This is a genomic window from Leadbettera azotonutricia ZAS-9, from assembly GCF_000214355.1.
GTDB classification, from domain to species: domain Bacteria; phylum Spirochaetota; class Spirochaetia; order Treponematales; family Breznakiellaceae; genus Leadbettera; species Leadbettera azotonutricia.
This window is the reverse complement of record NC_015577.1, coordinates 1,764,420-1,780,612: the sequence shown is the minus strand read 5'-3', so window position 1 is coordinate 1,780,612 and position 16,193 is coordinate 1,764,420. Positions and strand designations below refer to the sequence as shown.

General features: G+C 50.8%; 16 protein-coding genes. 5 read left to right on the top strand and 11 right to left on the bottom strand.

The window, feature by feature from the left end; translation table 11 throughout:
• Window position 1 precedes the first annotated feature (1 nt).
• The gene (locus TREAZ_RS07680; protein WP_015711262.1) at window positions 2-1,354 is read left to right on the top strand and encodes a bifunctional folylpolyglutamate synthase/dihydrofolate synthase; all 1,353 of its coding nucleotides are present in this window, start codon (window positions 2-4) and stop codon (window positions 1,352-1,354) included.
• On the opposite strand, the gene TREAZ_RS07675 is transcribed toward TREAZ_RS07680, so the two are convergent.
• Window positions 1,323-2,090, bottom strand: coding sequence for a pseudouridine synthase family protein (locus TREAZ_RS07675; RefSeq protein ID WP_015711261.1), 768 nt, complete (start codon window positions 2,088-2,090; stop codon window positions 1,323-1,325). The two genes, TREAZ_RS07680 and TREAZ_RS07675, sit on opposite strands and share 32 nt — an antisense overlap.
• Before the next feature lie 29 nt (window positions 2,091-2,119).
• On the opposite strand from TREAZ_RS07675, the gene TREAZ_RS07670 reads away from it, so the two are divergent.
• Entirely contained in the window at window positions 2,120-3,457 is a 1,338-nt protein-coding gene (locus TREAZ_RS07670) for a YhjD/YihY/BrkB family envelope integrity protein (protein ID WP_015711260.1), read from the top strand.
• On the opposite strand, the gene TREAZ_RS07665 is transcribed toward TREAZ_RS07670, so the two are convergent.
• The 7 genes from TREAZ_RS07665 to TREAZ_RS07635 are packed head-to-tail and all read right to left on the bottom strand — an operon-like array spanning window position 3,441 to window position 10,218.
• Window positions 3,441-4,340: an RluA family pseudouridine synthase gene (locus TREAZ_RS07665; protein WP_015711259.1), complete on the bottom strand. Its 900-nt coding sequence runs from the start codon at window positions 4,338-4,340 to the stop codon at window positions 3,441-3,443. The genes TREAZ_RS07670 and TREAZ_RS07665 overlap by 17 nt on opposite strands.
• A complete protein-coding gene (locus TREAZ_RS07660) occupies window positions 4,340-4,828 on the bottom strand; it encodes a hypothetical protein (RefSeq protein WP_015711258.1) in 489 nt (162 codons plus the stop codon). The genes TREAZ_RS07665 and TREAZ_RS07660 overlap by 1 nt, the downstream gene beginning before the upstream one ends.
• On the bottom strand, window positions 4,825-5,532 hold the full coding sequence (locus TREAZ_RS07655; protein WP_015711257.1) for a YggS family pyridoxal phosphate-dependent enzyme: 708 nt from the start codon (window positions 5,530-5,532) through the stop codon (window positions 4,825-4,827). Before TREAZ_RS07655 ends, TREAZ_RS07660 begins: the two co-directional genes overlap by 4 nt.
• A complete protein-coding gene (rsmA, locus tag TREAZ_RS07650) occupies window positions 5,525-6,418 on the bottom strand; it encodes a 16S rRNA (adenine(1518)-N(6)/adenine(1519)-N(6))-dimethyltransferase RsmA (RefSeq protein WP_015711256.1) in 894 nt (297 codons plus the stop codon). Before rsmA ends, TREAZ_RS07655 begins: the two co-directional genes overlap by 8 nt.
• Window positions 6,399-7,883 (bottom strand): ComEC/Rec2 family competence protein, encoded by a 1,485-nt coding sequence (locus tag TREAZ_RS18440; RefSeq protein WP_052297657.1) that lies wholly within the window; start codon window positions 7,881-7,883, stop codon window positions 6,399-6,401. The genes rsmA and TREAZ_RS18440 overlap by 20 nt, the downstream gene beginning before the upstream one ends.
• Window positions 7,877-9,073 (bottom strand): hypothetical protein, encoded by a 1,197-nt coding sequence (locus TREAZ_RS07640; RefSeq protein ID WP_015711254.1) that lies wholly within the window; start codon window positions 9,071-9,073, stop codon window positions 7,877-7,879. Before TREAZ_RS07640 ends, TREAZ_RS18440 begins: the two co-directional genes overlap by 7 nt.
• Window positions 9,073-10,218, bottom strand: a complete 1,146-nt coding sequence (locus tag TREAZ_RS07635) for a flagellar brake protein (protein WP_015711253.1) — start codon at window positions 10,216-10,218, stop codon at window positions 9,073-9,075. The genes TREAZ_RS07640 and TREAZ_RS07635 overlap by 1 nt, the downstream gene beginning before the upstream one ends.
• 138 nt (window positions 10,219-10,356) lie before the next feature.
• Between TREAZ_RS07635 and TREAZ_RS07630 the strand changes: the two genes are divergently transcribed.
• Both TREAZ_RS07630 and TREAZ_RS07625 read left to right on the top strand, forming a co-directional pair.
• Window positions 10,357-10,959 (top strand): CPBP family intramembrane glutamic endopeptidase, encoded by a 603-nt coding sequence (locus tag TREAZ_RS07630; protein WP_015711252.1) that lies wholly within the window; start codon window positions 10,357-10,359, stop codon window positions 10,957-10,959.
• Between the two features lie 474 nt (window positions 10,960-11,433).
• Window positions 11,434-12,954: a Cna B-type domain-containing protein gene (locus tag TREAZ_RS07625; protein ID WP_015711250.1), complete on the top strand. Its 1,521-nt coding sequence runs from the start codon at window positions 11,434-11,436 to the stop codon at window positions 12,952-12,954.
• A gap of 176 nt (window positions 12,955-13,130) precedes the next feature.
• Here the strand turns inward: TREAZ_RS07625 and TREAZ_RS17390 are convergent, their stop codons facing one another.
• The 3 genes from TREAZ_RS17390 to flgF are packed head-to-tail and all read right to left on the bottom strand — an operon-like array spanning window position 13,131 to window position 15,262.
• Window positions 13,131-13,571 carry a rod-binding protein gene (locus TREAZ_RS17390; RefSeq protein ID WP_015711248.1) on the bottom strand — a complete coding sequence of 147 codons (441 nt, stop codon included), beginning with the start codon at window positions 13,569-13,571 and terminating at the stop codon, window positions 13,131-13,133.
• A gap of 24 nt (window positions 13,572-13,595) precedes the next feature.
• Window positions 13,596-14,396 (bottom strand): flagellar basal-body rod protein FlgG, encoded by an 801-nt coding sequence (gene flgG / locus TREAZ_RS07615; protein ID WP_015711247.1) that lies wholly within the window; start codon window positions 14,394-14,396, stop codon window positions 13,596-13,598.
• 14 nt (window positions 14,397-14,410) lie between these two features.
• A complete protein-coding gene (gene flgF / locus TREAZ_RS07610) occupies window positions 14,411-15,262 on the bottom strand; it encodes a flagellar basal-body rod protein FlgF (RefSeq protein WP_043922984.1) in 852 nt (283 codons plus the stop codon).
• 38 nt (window positions 15,263-15,300) lie between these two features.
• On the opposite strand from flgF, the gene TREAZ_RS07605 reads away from it, so the two are divergent.
• Window positions 15,301-16,173, top strand: coding sequence for a DMT family transporter (locus TREAZ_RS07605; RefSeq protein WP_015711245.1), 873 nt, complete (start codon window positions 15,301-15,303; stop codon window positions 16,171-16,173).
• The last annotated feature ends 20 nt before the right edge of the window (window positions 16,174-16,193 follow it).

Sequence of the window (16,193 nt, the reverse complement as noted above, 5' to 3'; positions counted from 1 at the left end):
TATGATATCTTCAACACCTTTTAATAACTCCCTTGAGGTCTTTGAGTGGCTCCAGGGATTTATCAATTTTGAAAAAGATCCCAGTTCCAAATTCTTCAGGCTTGAACGCATGGAAGCCCTGGCTGCCCTGGCAGGCAATCCTGAAAAAGCCATCCCTGCCGTACATGTGGCCGGCTCCAAGGGTAAAGGCTCCGTTACGGGCATGGCAGCCGCCATCATGGAGGCTGCCGGCCTTAGGACTGCCCGCTATACATCCCCACATGTCAGCGATTTTAGGGAAAGGCTCTGTTACAATTCACGCTTTTTTGAAGAGGGAATTTATGCCAAAACAGGGAATGCATTAAGATCCATTATCGAAAGTTTTCTAAAAACCGAAGAAGAGCCAAGCTTTTTTGAGCTTATGACCCTCTGGTTTTTTCTCTGCGCCAGGGATTCGGATTGCCGTGCCATGGCTGTCGAGACCGGCATGGGGGGAAGGCTCGATGCCACCAATATACTCATCAGCCCTCTGGTTACGGCCATTACAGTCATTGAATTGGAGCACACCGAATACCTTGGGCAAACCATTGCGGCTATTGCGGGGGAAAAAGCAGGCATTATAAAGCCCGGACGCCCTCTTGTGCTGGCGGAACAGAAACCCGAAGCCCTCGAAGTTTTCAGGTACAGGGCTTCCGAAATGGATAGCCCCCTTTATTATTTCCCTGAATGCGGCCAATTGAATAATATCAAAATAAGCAAAAATGGGACAAAATTCGATCTTGAATTAAAAAATCCCGTCCCTTTTGCCCTGGCTGATTTGCAAATCCCCATCCCCGGCGAAGTACAGGCAAAAAATGCAGGGCTTGCGGTATTATCCGCCCGGCTTGCTTTTCCGAATATAGGCGAAAAGGCTGTCAGGGAGGGCCTTAGGGGCTTTACCCTGCCGGCGCGCTTCGAAAAACTGTGGGATGATCCTGTCACGATAATTGACGGCGCCCATACGCAGCGCAGCATAGATGAATGCGCAAAGACCTTTGCAAGCCTTTATGGCGAGGGAGGCATACTCATTTTTGGCTGCGTTGCAGGCAAGGACGCTGCCGCAATGGCCCAGGTTCTTATGCCCCATTTTTCCCATATTATCATCACCATGCCCGGAACATTCAAAAAGAGCCACTCCAAGGATGTGTACGATGTGTTTCTGGGCCGGAAAAAGGGAAATTCCATTGAACCGGATATACTTTTTTACCCTGAAACCGACGGCGCCATTTCGAGGGCTTTGGATTTGGGCAAGGCCTCGGGGCTCCCCATATTGGGGGCTGGATCTTTTTATCTTGCCGCAGAAATCAGGCGAAGGTATCTGGAGCAGCTTCATTAATGGGGCTTATGCAAAAATAGAGATCCTTAAAGCGCAGGGCCTGGGCCCTTAATGCCAAAATACCGCCAGGTGTGAAATTGCCATACAGAGGGTCATTCAGGATAGGATACCCAATCCATGCCATGTGGCATCGTATCTGGTGCCTGAAACCCCGCTGTATTTTCAGGCGGAAATACCAGGTTTCCTTTTCCTTGGAATTATTCAAAGTCTCAAATTTTTCCAAAATCTCGGTTTTGTAAGGATTGCCCTTGTCCAGGGCAACATCCTTTAAGCGGCTTTTATGCAGCCCTTCCGCTACAGGGCGTACCGATTTTTTCCCCGGCCCAAAGGATCGGAAAGGGCTTCCGATTAAATTTGGGTTGTTCGCCGAAAAAACCGGGAAACCCGGGAGCTTTGTTTCTGCTTTTGCCGCAAGACAGCCGTATTCCTTAAGCATGCGGCCCTCTTCCTGTTCTTTTGCGAGCTCATCGAAACTATCCTGGTTCCGCGCAAAAAGGACAAGCCCATGGGTCTCAAAGTCGAGCCTGTGGAGGCAGCCCCCTTCCCTTTCCCTTCTCCCTTTGATGAGGCCTATTTCCGGATAAAACGAAACGCACCAGCTGACTAAATTTTCTTCATCCCCCTTTAAGGGAGTGCTGTGCATTCCCGGCGATTTATATACTATGAGGAAATCTTTTTCTTCATGGAGAATCTGAGACTTGGAAAATTCTGATAATGCGAGTAGTTTGGTTTCCACTTCAAATATAATGTGATATACTGGAGACGATGGTCAAGAAAGCAAAAGCCTGGTTTATTTTGATCCTTCAGCGCTTATGGATAACCGCAGATCTCTACAGCATGAATGGGCTCTCGAACCATGCGGCTGCGGGGGCTTATGGTTTTCTTCTCTCTTCAGCCCCTGCCCTGCTCATGGTTTCATTCTTTCTTTCCAGGGCTATTGCCTCGTCCCCTGAGGCTGTTGCAGAGCTTATACAGCAGACAGGCTTTTTGCAGGGCAAGTTTGACATTCCGGGCCTGATAAAAACATTTTTGGCATCTTCGCACCCGGGCGTAACGGGGATCATCTCTGCGGTAAGCATTTTATGGACTGCCAGGATCTGCGCCCTCTCAATCCAGCGGGGCCTGGGGGTAATATTCCCAAATTCAAAGAAAACAAGCCCCATACGCTTTTTTGCTGCCCCGGCAGGGCTTGAATTCCTCATCATTTTGTTTATTTTTATTACGGTGTTAAGTTCCCGCATTGCCATTGTTTTTTACAATTCCCTTGAATTTGTGCCAATAAGCTTTACATTGTCAGCATTGACTGAATTTACCGTCCGGACTATACCATTCTTTTGCCTTGCTCTTATGACCCTTGCAGCTTACAGGCTGATCCCTCCTGTTCCGCCCGCTTTTAAAGACGCATTCAAGGGAATGATTTTCTGCGTTGTCCTCTTTCGGCTCTTTTCCCTGGGCTTTAGGCTTATTATAAACCCTGCACGATACAATTTAATCTACGGCGCATTGGGAAGCCTGCTTCTTTTATTGGTCAATGTGTATTTCTTTTTTATATTCTTTTTTCTTGGAGCCCAGTTGACCTATGTAATCCATTCCTTTGACGCTCTTCTTTTTATACGGTTCAGGAAATTCCATTCATTTAGCAGTTCGGCAAAAACCAACGGCATTAAACTGGCTGAGCAAAAACTTTTTGCCTCCCATAAAGGGCTGCTGGGAAAAAAATATTTCAAAAAATATAAAGAAGGTGAAATAATACTTTCCAAGGAAAAAAACGGAAACGAAGTTTATTATGTATTGCAGGGAGAAGCAGGGGTATTCCTGGACAAAGAATTAAAGCATAAAATCGCAGTAATTAAAAGCGGCGAGTTTTTTGGTGAAATGGAACATATACTTAAAGACGACAGCCAAACAGGCCCAAATGCAATTATCACTGCTGACACAGATCTTTCGGCCCTGGCGCTTCCGCCCGGACTCTTCAGCCTTATCATGAAAACAGATCCTGAAACCGACAGGAAGCTTATCAAACTCCTTTCAAAACGCCTCCAGAATGCAAATCAGCTTGTCATTCGAGGCGAGGGGGTTAATACCCTTAATCAAGAGCCTTGAAAATTTCATGGAAACGAAGGGGAAGAGGGGCCCTGAAGGTTTGACCTTTCCCTGATCCCGGAAGCACTATCGAAAGTCTTTTGGCATGGAGCATAAGGGTTGCCCTGGGGAAAAGCCTGTCCTCGACTCCATAAAGGGGGTCTCCCAATATGGGATACCCCAGGTATTTAAGATGCACCCTGAGCTGATGGGTACGCCCTGTCTTTGGCCTCAGCAGCAGCAGCGAGTGACTGCCCCAGGATTTTACCACCCTGTATTGGGTAATGCTTGCTTTCCCCTTGTCTTTGGAAACAGTGAATGTTTTTCTGTCCCTGGGGTTTCGTATAAGAAAGGTTTCTATTGTGCCTGATTTTTCTTTGGGGCACCCCTTCACCAGGGCGGCATAGGTCTTTTTTGTGCTCCGGTTCTTGAACTGTGACGCAAGAAAGGCAAGAGCCTCATCATCCCAGGCAGCTATAATAAGCCCGGAAGTATCCTTGTCAAGCCGATGGACTATGCCGGGGCGCAAATTTTTGGCATCCTTGAATGCCTTGCGGTAAAGCAGGGCATTTGCCAAAGTCCCATGCCAATTCCCTGCCCCCGGATGAACCACCATACCCTGGGCTTTGTTCACCACTATTACCCTGGGATCTTCATAAATGACATCCAGGGGTATATTTTCGGGGATCAGATCTATAGCTTCGGCATCCTTCCATTGCAGTTCCAGTTTGTCAAAAGCCTTGAGTATTCGTGATAGTTTTACTGTCTTTCCATTAACCTGGGCTTCAAGTCCCCGTGCCTTAATTTGGGAGCGGGATAGAATTTTCAAATTTTCTGCAATATAGCGATCCAATCTAAGTTCAGCTCCAATGCCATCTTCCACAATGCAGGAATGAGAAGGCATTAGTCTCCGCCTGTTTCATCAAGGGGTTTGCGTATGATTATAGGGGTCCCTGCAGGAAGATTCCGTATTTTCTCTTCAGCTTTATTCCTTTTATACCGTACAATGAGATGATCAACCACGGCGATCAATACAGCCCCGCTTGCGGCTATGCCAAGGTTCCTGAATTGCTCTTTCTGGGACAATTCAATCGAGCCAGCCGATTTAATGGGCCAGGGCGCATACCTCCTGTCCCAGTCATGGGTGGCAAAGCGGAAAGTGTCAATTGTAAAATTGGTAAAAAAATAGGCAAAAGGAAAAGAACCAAAGGCAATTATTTCGCCCCTGCGCAGATCCTTTGCCCATTGGGGGAAACCGGTCATGTCAAATTGACTGGATGACGCATTAGTTGAAGAAGAGTTTGTTTGGGCCTCGGCCTTTCCCTGGATAAAAATTGATACAGCCATGACAAAAAGGAGGCATATCATTTTTAAAGGCGGACTCTTTTTCATTTGGGCCTCTCTCCAAAAATGGCTGTCCCTATTCTTACCAGGGTGGAACCTTCTTCTATGGCAAGCTCAAAATCGCCGGACATGCCCATGGAAAGGCAAGGCAATTTTTTATGGAATTGTTTTTCCAGTGTATCCCGTGCTTCCCTAAGGCGCGTGAATGACGCCCGAATGATTTTTTCATCATCTGTAAAGGGCGCCATAGTCATAAGACCCCGGAGATTAAGCCCCTTATAGGACAGGGATTTTTCCGCCCCTTTGAGGAGATTGTCCAAACCAGAGAAGCCCATCTTGCTTTCTTCGCCTGTATGATATTCGAGAAGCACGTCCAGGGGCGAATCACGCTCGACACATATTTCCCCTAATTTTTCGATAAGGGAGATCCGATCCACTGATTGTATGCAGTCAAAAAAGAATGCCGCAGTCCTTGCCTTGTTCGTCTGAAGGGAGCCTATTAAATGTATTTTTGTATCCACCCCTTTTCCATAAAAACCTGAAAATTTTTCAATCCCTTCCTGAACGCGGTTTTCGCCAAAAAGGCGCAGTCCTGCTTTCCAGGCTTCTTCCACCTTTTCTATGGGATGAAATTTGGATACCCCCATGAGAAGGACTTCTTCCCTCTTCCTTCCGCTCCTGAGACAGGCAGCAGCTATTCTTTCTTCAATCCGGGCAATGCCCTGGGCTACGCCCTTCGCGGTATCATCCATGGTCTATAATTTTTTCCAGTGCCTGGGCGAGTGCCGCAAATTCAGCCACTTCCAGGGTTTCTGCCCTGCGATCGCCTGAAATGCCGCAGCCTGCCAAAGCTTCCTGGGCAGTTTCGCCGCCCGGGGCAGCCCCAGCTACCTTACCCTTTAGCATAACAGAATTGATAAAATTAATCAGGTTATTCCTGATGGTCTTGCGCCTTGATGAAAACAAAGCCCTCGTAAGGGGCTGAAAAAGATTGGGATACGAATTTCTTTCAGCTTCATCCAATAAATCGAACCTGACCCCCTGGGAATCGATTTTTGGCGGAGGGTAAAAAGAAGCCCCTTTGAGTACCATGAGGGGGCTCAATTTGTATGCCGATGCACAGAGGACAGAGAAGGAGGAATAATCAGAAGAGCCGGGTTTTGCCATTATTCGCTGGGCTACTTCACGCTGGACAGTTACCACCATACGCTTAAAGAACTTCTTCTTTTCGATGAAATCCGCAAGGAGCACGGCGGCAATATTATAGGGAAGGTTTCCAAGAAGGCAATCCCCTCCCCGGACAAGCTGCCAGGTTTTCAGAACATCGCCTTCTGCCAGCAAAAATTCGCTTTTATCCCCAAATTCTTCGCGTAAAACCTGACAAAATGCGGGATCAATCTCAAATGCCGTTACCTTGGCGCCTCTCTCCAAAAGCCCCGAGGTCATAGCCCCAAGGCCGGGGCCGACTTCCCATACCGTATCACCAGCCTCCAATTCCAGGGCATCCAGCAGCCTGGAGCGGGCATTGGGGTTTATCAAAAAATTCTGGCCGAATTTTTTACGCATCCCCAGCCCCCGGGAATCGAGAAAAGCCTTGAGCCCGGCGGGGGAATCGTAATTAATTCTTAAAGGGGGCAATTGCGCTCCTGTAAGCAGATGCTTTGTATTGCACAAAATAGATGAGCCCCGCCATAATGATGGACAGGGCGAGCACGGGCCAGGGGTTTGGGGCAGCCAGGCCGGGGACTTTCCCTGCATATGCAACTGCGTATTCAATAAGCCGGTATACCAGGGTAAGCACGGCGTTTAGGGGACTAAAAAGCAACGGTATTATGTTAACAATGATAAGTATACCTAAAGCCATAATCATAAACAATGACGACAACGGGACAATTATCAAACCTGCAATAATACCCACAGGCCGCAATTCTCCAAAAAAAAGCGACACCACTGCGGAAGTTGCAATAAAAGCGCCGATGGATGCGGAAAGGCCCGCTCCGATTATTTCGGGGATGCTTCCCTTAAAACATTCATGAAGGGTCTCGCCCAGAGTAAGGATGCCGGCCAAAGAAAGGTACGAGAGTATAAAAGAAACGGAAGAACCTGCCCCGCTCTGAAAGAGCAGCTGTATAATAAACGCCAGGCAGAGGAGGTTTAAGGCATCCCTTTTCAAAAAACCCCAAACGCATGCAGCCCCCAGAAAGTACATAATGGCTGACCGTACCAGGGATGCCTGCCCGCCTGCGAGCCACACATAGAAAAGAATAAACACAGCCCCAACGATCATTGCGGGCTTAAGGCCAAGGATCCTTCTTAAGAAAAAAGCTACAAGCCCGGAAAGCAGGGCAAGGTGCATGCCCGAAAGGGACAGCACATGGGAACAGCCTGCATAGGCAAACCCTTTGGAAAGACTTGAATCCAGATTATCCCTCACCCCAAGAAGCAGCGCCATCGCAAGGCTGCTCCACACAGGCGCGGACGCAGGATTTTCTGAATCGATTTTAGGGCTGAATTTAGTCAAAAGCCCGGTTCTGAGCCCGGTGCGGAATTGCTCCAGCCGGGAAGCAGGTTTTACAATATGCACTGCGGATGCCCTGAACAACAGGCCCCGGTCGCTCTGAATCAATTTGCCTTCTGTATAAATACCGCAGCCCCTGCCGAATTCTTTCAGCCTTGGGATGACATCCGCAGGGAAAAATACCGTAATGGAACCAGAAGCGGAAGCCCTCAGGCCGTCCCCGGCGGAGGAAGCTTCCAAAGCCAGAATGCCCATCCCCCTGTCATCGTTGAACTGCCTTGGGTCTTCTATCAGCATACCCGAGACAGCGTTTATGGATTCAGAAGGGAGTCCCAGGCTTGCGGCTCTTGGAGCCATAGCCCCTGCCGCAAGGCCTATGCTCACGCCCAATGCTGCAGCTGACACAAACACGCTTAATTTATTCAGCGACAATACCCTGAATAAACATATCGCGATTATAAATGGCAGCAAAAGCAACAACAAGAGCCATCCGGGAAGGCCCGGAAAAAAAGGATAGGAATAAAAAGCCACTGCTGCGCCCAGGGCAGCGTACAAGGCGGGCAGGTGGTAAATGCGTGTCACCATTTAAGCCGGTTCAGAGCCTCCCTGGCTGCAGCCTGGATACTCTCGGGATAATTTAAATAACTGATATAGAGAAGATAATCAAATGCGACTTTGTCGCCCAACTCGCCCAGGGATTGAATCAAGGCAAGGATAACGGCCTCGTCAGTTTCAGCGTTACGCTCTTTTTGGGAATTAAAATACCCCAGCTGCAGGGCAAGCACCTGGGCCGATTCTGAATTGCCCATAGACCCAAGGCATGCAATGGCCTCGAGGAGCCTTTCCCTGGGGGCGGCGCCGTTTCCATAATCCGTCTGAACCCGGTAAAAGTGGCGTATCGCAAAAGGGCTTGCCCTGGTCCACTTGAGCTGGGTTAAAGACTGAATTGCGGCATAGCGCAGGGAAGAAACAGCCGCGCCGCTTTCGGCGTTGCCGGGGAAAAGATCCAGAGTAACTTCAAGGGCTGTCTGTGCCAGCTCGCCCCTTTCAGCCTCGGTAAATTTGAGATTGTTCGCGCCTATCCTGAAGGCGGCAAATTTTTCTGCCGGCGGGTTCTTCCGTATCACGTCCGTGAGATACTGTTTGTAATTCCCCTGAATGGATTCCAGGGCAGCAATCGCGGCCTGAACCACCGGCTCAGGATAGCCGGCGGTCATTGCCGAGAAAAGCACAGGGAAGGAAGAGCCATCGCCCAGGGCCGCCAGGGCCGAAATACACGCAGTCAAAGTAGGATAATCAGGGGCCATGCCCGAACGGGACCCGTTATTCTGGTTTGCAAGGAACTGGTTGAGGTTTTCTACCACCTGGGTATTGCCCTTGCCAAGTATGCCAAGGGCGCCAAGCATTTCCACCCGGGAATGGGAATCCCGGTAGACAGAGAAAATTTTCCAGAGCGTGTCCGCGGATGCTTTATGCCTTGTGCTGCCCGCGCCACGGGCTGCCAGGCTTGCCAGGGCTATCATGTCCGGATCGTCCCGCAGGAGTTCGCCGTTATCCAAAACGAACTTAAGGGCGAATTCATAGAGGGGACCCATAAATTCCCCTGAACGGTCGTCGGTGGCTGCATCCCTCAATATGCCTGCCTTGGTTGCAAGGCCCGCGCGTACAAAGTTCCGCTCGTACGAAAGCAGTATAGGTTCCTGGGCTGAAACAGCTTCGGAAACAAGAATCAGCAAAACTATCAGGAGTATAAAGCTCTTCCCTGCTTTTGCCACTATATTACATTCTCCACATTTTCCGCCGACTGTTCCTGAATGGGGGAAACAGGGGGCTTTTCGGAGGCGGAAGCCCCGTTCCCGGGCGCTTCGGAGGCAACACCGCCTTCGGCTTCTTCGTTGAGGAGCCTGAAGGGCAGATCCTCTTCTTCTTCCGGGAGCATGCCGAACACTTCGCCCAGGATCTGGTTGCGTATCTCGATGGGCAGGGGATCGGATTCAATATGAAGGAGGGAACGGTTCAGGTCTTCTTTATACTCCACAGAACGCACCGTGCCCACCATAATGATGGGTATGTTGTTCAGGGCAAACTGCACTTTGACGCGCAGGCCGGTAACAGCCTTTCCGCCTATGGTAACCGCGCAGCCGGTATCCGAAAGGTCTTCCAGGAAGCACTTTAAGCCAGGGTTGACTTCGATCTTGTTGGCGTCCTCCTCATTTGCAAGAAGGTAGAGAAAGGCCGACTTGTGAAGCTTTACCCGGATGGACTTGCGTTTCTGGGTACGGAAGAGCGAATCGGAATGGGAAATTTTGAGCGACGCGATGCCCTTGGAAAAAACCTCGTCCAGGACTTCCGAATCGAAGACATAGCCTGCGTCGTCTTCACGCCAAAAATAGGCGGAAATCTTCATGTTCTGCCAGGAAAAACTCCCCGGCAGCTTGGTACTGGTGGGCCTTGAAATGGTAATGTACTGGTTGGTATTTTTTACAATCTGGGATTTGAATACCCCGGAGCCAGCTACCAGCACCCGGAGGTTTTGACCGTCGGAAATCTGGCGGGAATTGGAGATGCCGTTCTTGATGCTGGGCTTGTCCATCTCGATCTTTTTGCGGTAATCGTAAAGCTTGGAAAGAAAATCGTGGGAGCCTGTGTCGCTGTCCTCGCCGGTAAGGTGCATATTGCGAACCAGGGAGCGTATGCATACATCAAGCTGGTTCTGGGACCAGTACAGGGATGCAGGATCTTCAAGGTTCGCCTTGACAGCCAGCCTGCGGAGGAGCTCTATTTCCTTGAAGGAAAACCCCGAATCCTTGCCTTTGGCATAGAACTGTATCCAGGAGGCGGACTTCCCCTTTTTAGATCGGGCAAGAACGAGCGCCACAACCCCGCCGACGACAATAATAATTATCAAAACAGGAAGCATTCCCTTATTTCCTTTTTCGGGCTACAATAGTGATATGGACAATATATCGCAGTATCGGCGAAAAGTCAAAAGGAGCGCCCCGTCTTTTCCATTTTAGAGCCATTAATCCTCTATTTTGTACTCTTTTTCCCAGGCAGCGTGATACAAAACCCTGCCGAGGCTGCTTCCATAGCCCAGGCCATACCCTTTTCATCCTATAGGGAGCTTTCTCGCACCCTGGGCTATACCATCCCGGCACTTGCCCTGCTCTGGTACCTTATCCTCGAAAAAAAGAGCCTCCCCTACGCCGAAGACCGCATCAAACCCGGTTTGAAGGATATATACCCCCTCCTTATAGGCTTCCCCTGCCTGGTGCTCATAGGGCTGAGCATCTCCTTCCTGATGGCAAAATTTTCCCCCTTCCCCATTCCCCCCAAGGTCGAAGGCCCCGCAAATGCCCTGGGCTGGACAGCAATGGCCTTTTCCTGCCTGGGGACAGGCTACCTTGAAGAAAGCTATTTCAGGTACTACCTCCTCGCCAAGCTTGAGGAAGCGGTTTCCCTAAGATGGGTCAGGGTTTTCGTGTCGGTGGCTTTTTTTGCCCTCTGCCATGTCTACGAAGGCCCCTGGGGCATACTCAACGCCCTTTTGGCAGGAACACTCCTGGCTGTCCTCTACGAGCGCTACAGGAGCCTCCATGGCATTGCCCTGGCCCACGGGGCCTACAACGCCTTTGTCTACTGCATGGGAAGCTTTTTCTGATCTTTCAGCTTTGAGGAAGGCGGGACCTACCGCCGGATGCATGCAGCATGGCGGCAGATCCCAGGCAACTATTTTTAAATTTTTTTTAACTACCCAAATAATAGCTACAGTCTGAAACCATTGGTAGGAGACTTTTTGGAAAATGTGATGTTTATTAATACAAACTGGCATCCGTTACCAAAGGATGTATCATTTTCCATACATCCAATAATAAAAAATACGATAATTGTATTATTTTTCATACCCTTGCAATAAGAATATAAAATTTGTGCTGTTTTTCATACACCCATATCAAGAAAATGAATATAAAATAATACACATTGAAGGCCCCTGTGTCCCGCCAAAAACCAGGCCATCTCGTAATTCCTTATCCAGCAACGAATTACGGTATCCGGCCAAAGCCACTCAAAGGTTGGCACGAGGTTTGCTTATATATTGCCATAGTGAGACATTCACTAAAGGAGCGATTTAGATATGAAAAAGACAACCTTATTCCTGATTGCGGTTTTGGCGGCCTTCGGCCTGCTGTTTGGCGGATGCGCCAATAGTCTCGCATCCCTTCCGGAGGAGAGCTCCTCCAGTCTGGGGTTTGTTCCCCCCGCCCCCAGGCAGTCCGAAGCGGGACTCTCCCTGGTGGAGCCTGAGGACTTTGCCTACAACTGGCTCGAGACGGCCTTGGCCGACCCTATCTGGAAGCAGGTTCCCGATATTTCATCCCTTCCCAAGTCTTATTACGCCCAGTTCGCCACGTTCTGCGCCCGCCCTGCCAAGGACAAGCCCACGATCAATGTCTGGGTAAAGAAGGACTGGGGCAACGAAACCCCCCAATCGATAAGCATCCAGCTGTACCAGAACGATGTCCTCTACAAAACCGAGACCGGAACCGGCCAGGGGAGCATACCCGCCCTGAAATACGACGATGCGGACAAGCCCTATTTTGAGAAGGCTTCCGTGCCCGGCCGCCGCCTTTATTCCTTCGCCAATCTTCCCGTGTATGACAGCCAGGGCGCGAAATACGTCTATTCCGTTAAAGAAGCCGTTCCCGAAGGCTATGTCGCCCGGTACTCGGAAATCGACCAGGCCAACCTCGCCGAGGGCAAGGTAACGATTACCGAATCGACCGAAAGGGTCGAATTTGCCAAGGGCCTGGTTTCCGGGGGAAGCGATTTCTACTATGTGGTCCGCCTCGAAAACATCAAGGCCCCTGAAAAGGTCTCCCTGACGATCAGCAAGGTCTGGGACGACAACGACGACTTCTCCGAGCTGAGGCCTGAGTCCATCTCGGTGACCCTGAAGGCCGATGGCGAAGTTTATGGCACCTACGCCCTGAGCGCCCCCTGGACCCTTGCCATCAGCGATCTGCCCGCGGTGAACGAAGCCGGCGAGCCTGTCAGCTACTCCGTGACCGAAGCCATCCCTGCCAATTATGTGCTGAAGAGCATAGTCCCCGAGGGGAACACCATCACCCTTACCAACGCGTATTCCGATGAGCCCCCTGTCCCCCCGGTCGCCATCGGCGAGGTCAAGAATCTCTGGGTCAAGAAAGACTGGGGCACCAGCCCGAAAACGAAAATAACGATCAATGTCTACCAGGTGGTCAATGGCGTGAAATCGGAAAAGCCCTACGCGACCAAGGATTCACCGAACATGGCTGGCAAAGTACCGCTGCTTTCCGGCTACGATGCCCACAACAACATTGTTTGGGACTATTCCAATAAAGGCAGCCGGGATCTTTATGAGTTCTTTGACATCCCCATAGGAACCAAAGAGAACCCCATCGAATACATCGTCGAAGAAGTGGTGCCCGCAGGGTACGAAGTGTACCTTCCCTGGGAATCGAACCGGGACGGCATGGTTACCGAAGGGGACTACAGCCAGGTGAAGATCGACCGGTACAGCGAGGGCGTGGAATACAGCGCGTACAACGGCGTTATCGAGTATTACAACGACGCCTTCTATTACGTGGTGATCTTCCAGAACAAGCTGGTTAAATAGGCCATTAGTAGCCGCCCCCGCCGGGGGCGCGCAAGGGCGCATAGCGCCAGTTTACGGGCTGTGGAGCGCAGAGGCGTTTCACAGCCTTTTTTATTTCCGGGAACAGATGATGTTTTAGCCCTGGGCGTTTGCTTTAACTACAATGTCGAAGAAGTCGAAATTGAACGGATGTATTCCTACGCGTGATTCGCTATAAGTTTCCCGCGCTGATGGGTCAGCTCCATGTAAGCCAGTTCGGCGAAACCCAAGCCTGCGTTTTTGGAGAAATCCTTGGCGTATTCGTCGTAGAGCATGTCTTCGTACATTTTACCGGCAAAGCCGGTATCGAGAAGTTCGGATTTTTGGACTGTGCTACGCATGCTGGAAATGAGGTTTTTTATGAGGAAGGTTTCAAGGGCTTCGCATTGTTCATAGAGTTTGTCGGTTTTGTCTATGACAGCCTTTCTTGAATTGGAGGATGGTTTTGCCGTCTGCTGTTCCGCTGCTTTGGCCAGAAGATCTTCAAATACGCCTTTTGCAGAAGAATTCCTCTCCTGGACAGAAGTTTCGAGGGAAGCGGATGAAAAAGGCACATACCCTGGGCTCTGCAAATTCTGGCTGCTTATGTTTATATCCATTGCTTCCCCCTGTTATCCGTCAAACTATCTCTTAAGGGCTGTGGCTGTTCCCAACATATTGTCGCTGGTCTGTATGGTCTTGGAATTGAATTCATAGGCGCGCTGGGCCACGATGAGGTCAACCATTTCGCGCACTACCGAGACGTTGGACATTTCGAGGAACTTGTGGGCTATCTGGCCCATGCCTTCGTAGCCGGGGCGACCGGGTATGGGCTCGCCCGAGGCGTTGGTGATCTTGAAGAGGTTTTCGCCCACTGCGGTGAGGCCCACTGGGTTGGGGAAACGGTAGAGTTCAATCTGGCCAACGTCCACAGGTTCGTTGAGATCGATCTGGGGCACTTTTACCGACACTCTGCCGTCTTTGGTGACGTTGATGGTTTCGGGGAGGAAGCCTTCTGGCATGATGATGTCCGGGAGCACCCAGTAACCGTTGCTGGTTACAAGGCGGCCGTTCTCGTCAACTTTGAAGGAGCCGTCCCGGGTGTAGGACCAGGAACCGTCGTACATCTGGATGCGGAAAAAGCCGTCTCCCTGGATAGCCATGTCGTAGGCATTGTCGGTGTTCTGGAGGGCCCCCTGGGTGAACATGCGCTGGGTGGCCGCGAGCTTGACGCCGTGGCCCATCTGTACGCCTACGGGGACTACGGTGTCTTCGGTCGCCGGAGTTCCGGCGGTCTTTACGGTTTGGTAGAGAAGATCTTCAAAATCTGCCCGTACCTTTTTGAAGCCTGCGGTGTTCACGTTGGCCAGGTTGTTGGAAATGTTGTCGATATTGGCCTGCTGGCCTATCATGCCGGACGCGCCGGTCCATAAACTTCGTACCATATCTGCTCCTTTTGCTAGCTAACTCTCGTTGTCTGGTTTATCAATGTTCCCAGCATGGAATCGTGGGTCTGTATCACTTTCTGGTTGGCCTCGTAGGCGCGGTTCACTTCTATCATCTGGACCATTTCGGCCACCGGTTCCACGTTAGCGGCTTCGGTAAAGCCCTGGATGACCTGGGGGCGGCTGCCTTCTTCGATGACCATGGCAGGGCCCGAGGTGTCGGTTTCGCGGTAGAGGCTGGAACCCTGTTTTTCGAGGTAGCGGTCAAGGTCGAAATCCACCAGTTTAAGGCTGTCCAGGAGCACGGTCTGTTCCCAGGTATTATTCTGCTTGGACACCATGAGGTTGGGATCGTCGGCATATTCCGCGTTGATCCAGACACGGCCTTCTTTGTCGACCTGGAAGTTGTTGGCTTTTACCTTGATGGGGCCGTTTTCGCCCAGAACGGGGTAGCCTTCCTTGGTTTCGAGGAAGCCCTCTTTGCCGAGCTGGAAGGAGCCGTTGCGGGTATAGCGCTCGCCCCAGGGGGTAGCTACCGTGAAAAAGCCTTTGCCCCCCAGGGCAAGGTCAAAATCGTTGTCAGACTGTTTGAAGCTCCCCTGGGTGAAGTTGGTGTAGAGCTCGTTAAGTTCAACGCCCAGGCCCAGCCTGCCTATGATGGGGGCGGCGTCGCCCGATCCAAAGGGGTGCTTATAGACCCCGTCGTCGTTCATGCGCCGTAAAAGAAGCTCAGGGAAGGCCTTGAATGCTGCCTGATCCCGCTTGTAGCCATCAGTGTCCACATTGGCAAGGTTATTGGCCACTGAATCAAGGCGCCACTGCTGGGCCCTCATCCCGCTTGCGGCGGTATACCATCCTCGTATCATGTATTGAATATCGGCATTTAAAACTGTAGATTTAATCAATGACAGAGCTTAATAAAGACCGCTGGAAAGGCCAGGGGGCGGTCTTCTGCTGCGCTATACTTTGGAGTACTTCGGGCCTGTTCATCAAACTCGTCAGCTGGCACCCGGTGGTGATAGCCGGTTCCCGCAGCCTTGTGGCGGCCATTTTCATGCTTGTTATTCGCTTCTTCTTTACCCCAAAAAATGCGCCAAAGAGCAAACCGGGACCTCTCTGGGCAGGGGCGTTTTTATACGCCTTTACCATGCTTACCTTCGTTATTGCCAACAAGCTTACCGCATCGGCCAACGCCATCTTGCTCCAGTACAGCGCCCCGGTGTGGGCAGGGGTTCTGGGCTGGCTTTTGATACGGGAAAAGCCCCACTGGGAGCATTGGGCCGCCCTGGTCTGCGTCATCGGGGGTATGCTGCTCTTTTTCAAGGACGGCCTTGTCTCGGGAAATTCTTTGGGGAACGGCATAGCGGTTCTGTCGGGCATATTATTCGGGGCCCATTCGGTTATCCTGAGGATGCAAAAGGACGGGAACCCCTCGGATTCCATGCTCCTGGCCCATGTGATAAATTTTACCATCGCCATACCTTTTATCATTCTCTATCCCCCGACCCTTACTGTCCCATCGGTGCTTCCCATTATTTTTATGGGTACCATACAGATTGGCTTTGCTTCCTTCCTCTTTTCCTACGGCATCAAGAAGATCAGCGCTATACAGGCCATGCTGACCGCCATGATAGAGCCGGTGCTCAACCCTGTCTGGGTGCTGCTTGTTACCGGAGAGAAGCCTTCAGCCTCGGCCCTGCTTGGAGGGGTTATCATTGTGAGTGCCGTGGTCGCGTCGTCATTGATAGGAAAGCGGAGAGAGTTGCAGGAAACCTGATCAGGTCATGGCAAGCTCAA

Excerpts from the sequence above, each read along its gene's own strand:
- flgG (WP_015711247.1), bottom strand. The coding sequence starts at position 14,396 with ATGGTACGAAGTTTATGGACCGGCGCGTCCGGCATGATAGGCCAGCAG.
- TREAZ_RS18440 (WP_052297657.1), bottom strand. The coding sequence starts at position 7,883 with ATGGTGACACGCATTTACCACCTGCCCGCCTTGTACGCTGCCCTGGGC.
- TREAZ_RS07655 (WP_015711257.1), bottom strand. The coding sequence starts at position 5,532 with ATGGATGATACCGCGAAGGGCGTAGCCCAGGGCATTGCCCGGATTGAA.
- TREAZ_RS07605 (WP_015711245.1), top strand. The coding sequence starts at position 15,301 with ATGACAGAGCTTAATAAAGACCGCTGGAAAGGCCAGGGGGCGGTCTTC.
- TREAZ_RS07680 (WP_015711262.1), top strand. The coding sequence starts at position 2 with ATGATATCTTCAACACCTTTTAATAACTCCCTTGAGGTCTTTGAGTGG.
- TREAZ_RS07635 (WP_015711253.1), bottom strand. The coding sequence starts at position 10,218 with ATGCTTCCTGTTTTGATAATTATTATTGTCGTCGGCGGGGTTGTGGCG.
- TREAZ_RS07625 (WP_015711250.1), top strand. The coding sequence starts at position 11,434 with ATGAAAAAGACAACCTTATTCCTGATTGCGGTTTTGGCGGCCTTCGGC.
- TREAZ_RS17390 (WP_015711248.1), bottom strand. The coding sequence starts at position 13,571 with ATGGATATAAACATAAGCAGCCAGAATTTGCAGAGCCCAGGGTATGTG.
- TREAZ_RS07670 (WP_015711260.1), top strand. The coding sequence starts at position 2,120 with ATGGTCAAGAAAGCAAAAGCCTGGTTTATTTTGATCCTTCAGCGCTTA.
- flgF (WP_043922984.1), bottom strand. The coding sequence starts at position 15,262 with ATGATACGAGGATGGTATACCGCCGCAAGCGGGATGAGGGCCCAGCAG.
- TREAZ_RS07660 (WP_015711258.1), bottom strand. The coding sequence starts at position 4,828 with ATGAAAAAGAGTCCGCCTTTAAAAATGATATGCCTCCTTTTTGTCATG.
- TREAZ_RS07665 (WP_015711259.1), bottom strand. The coding sequence starts at position 4,340 with ATGCCTTCTCATTCCTGCATTGTGGAAGATGGCATTGGAGCTGAACTT.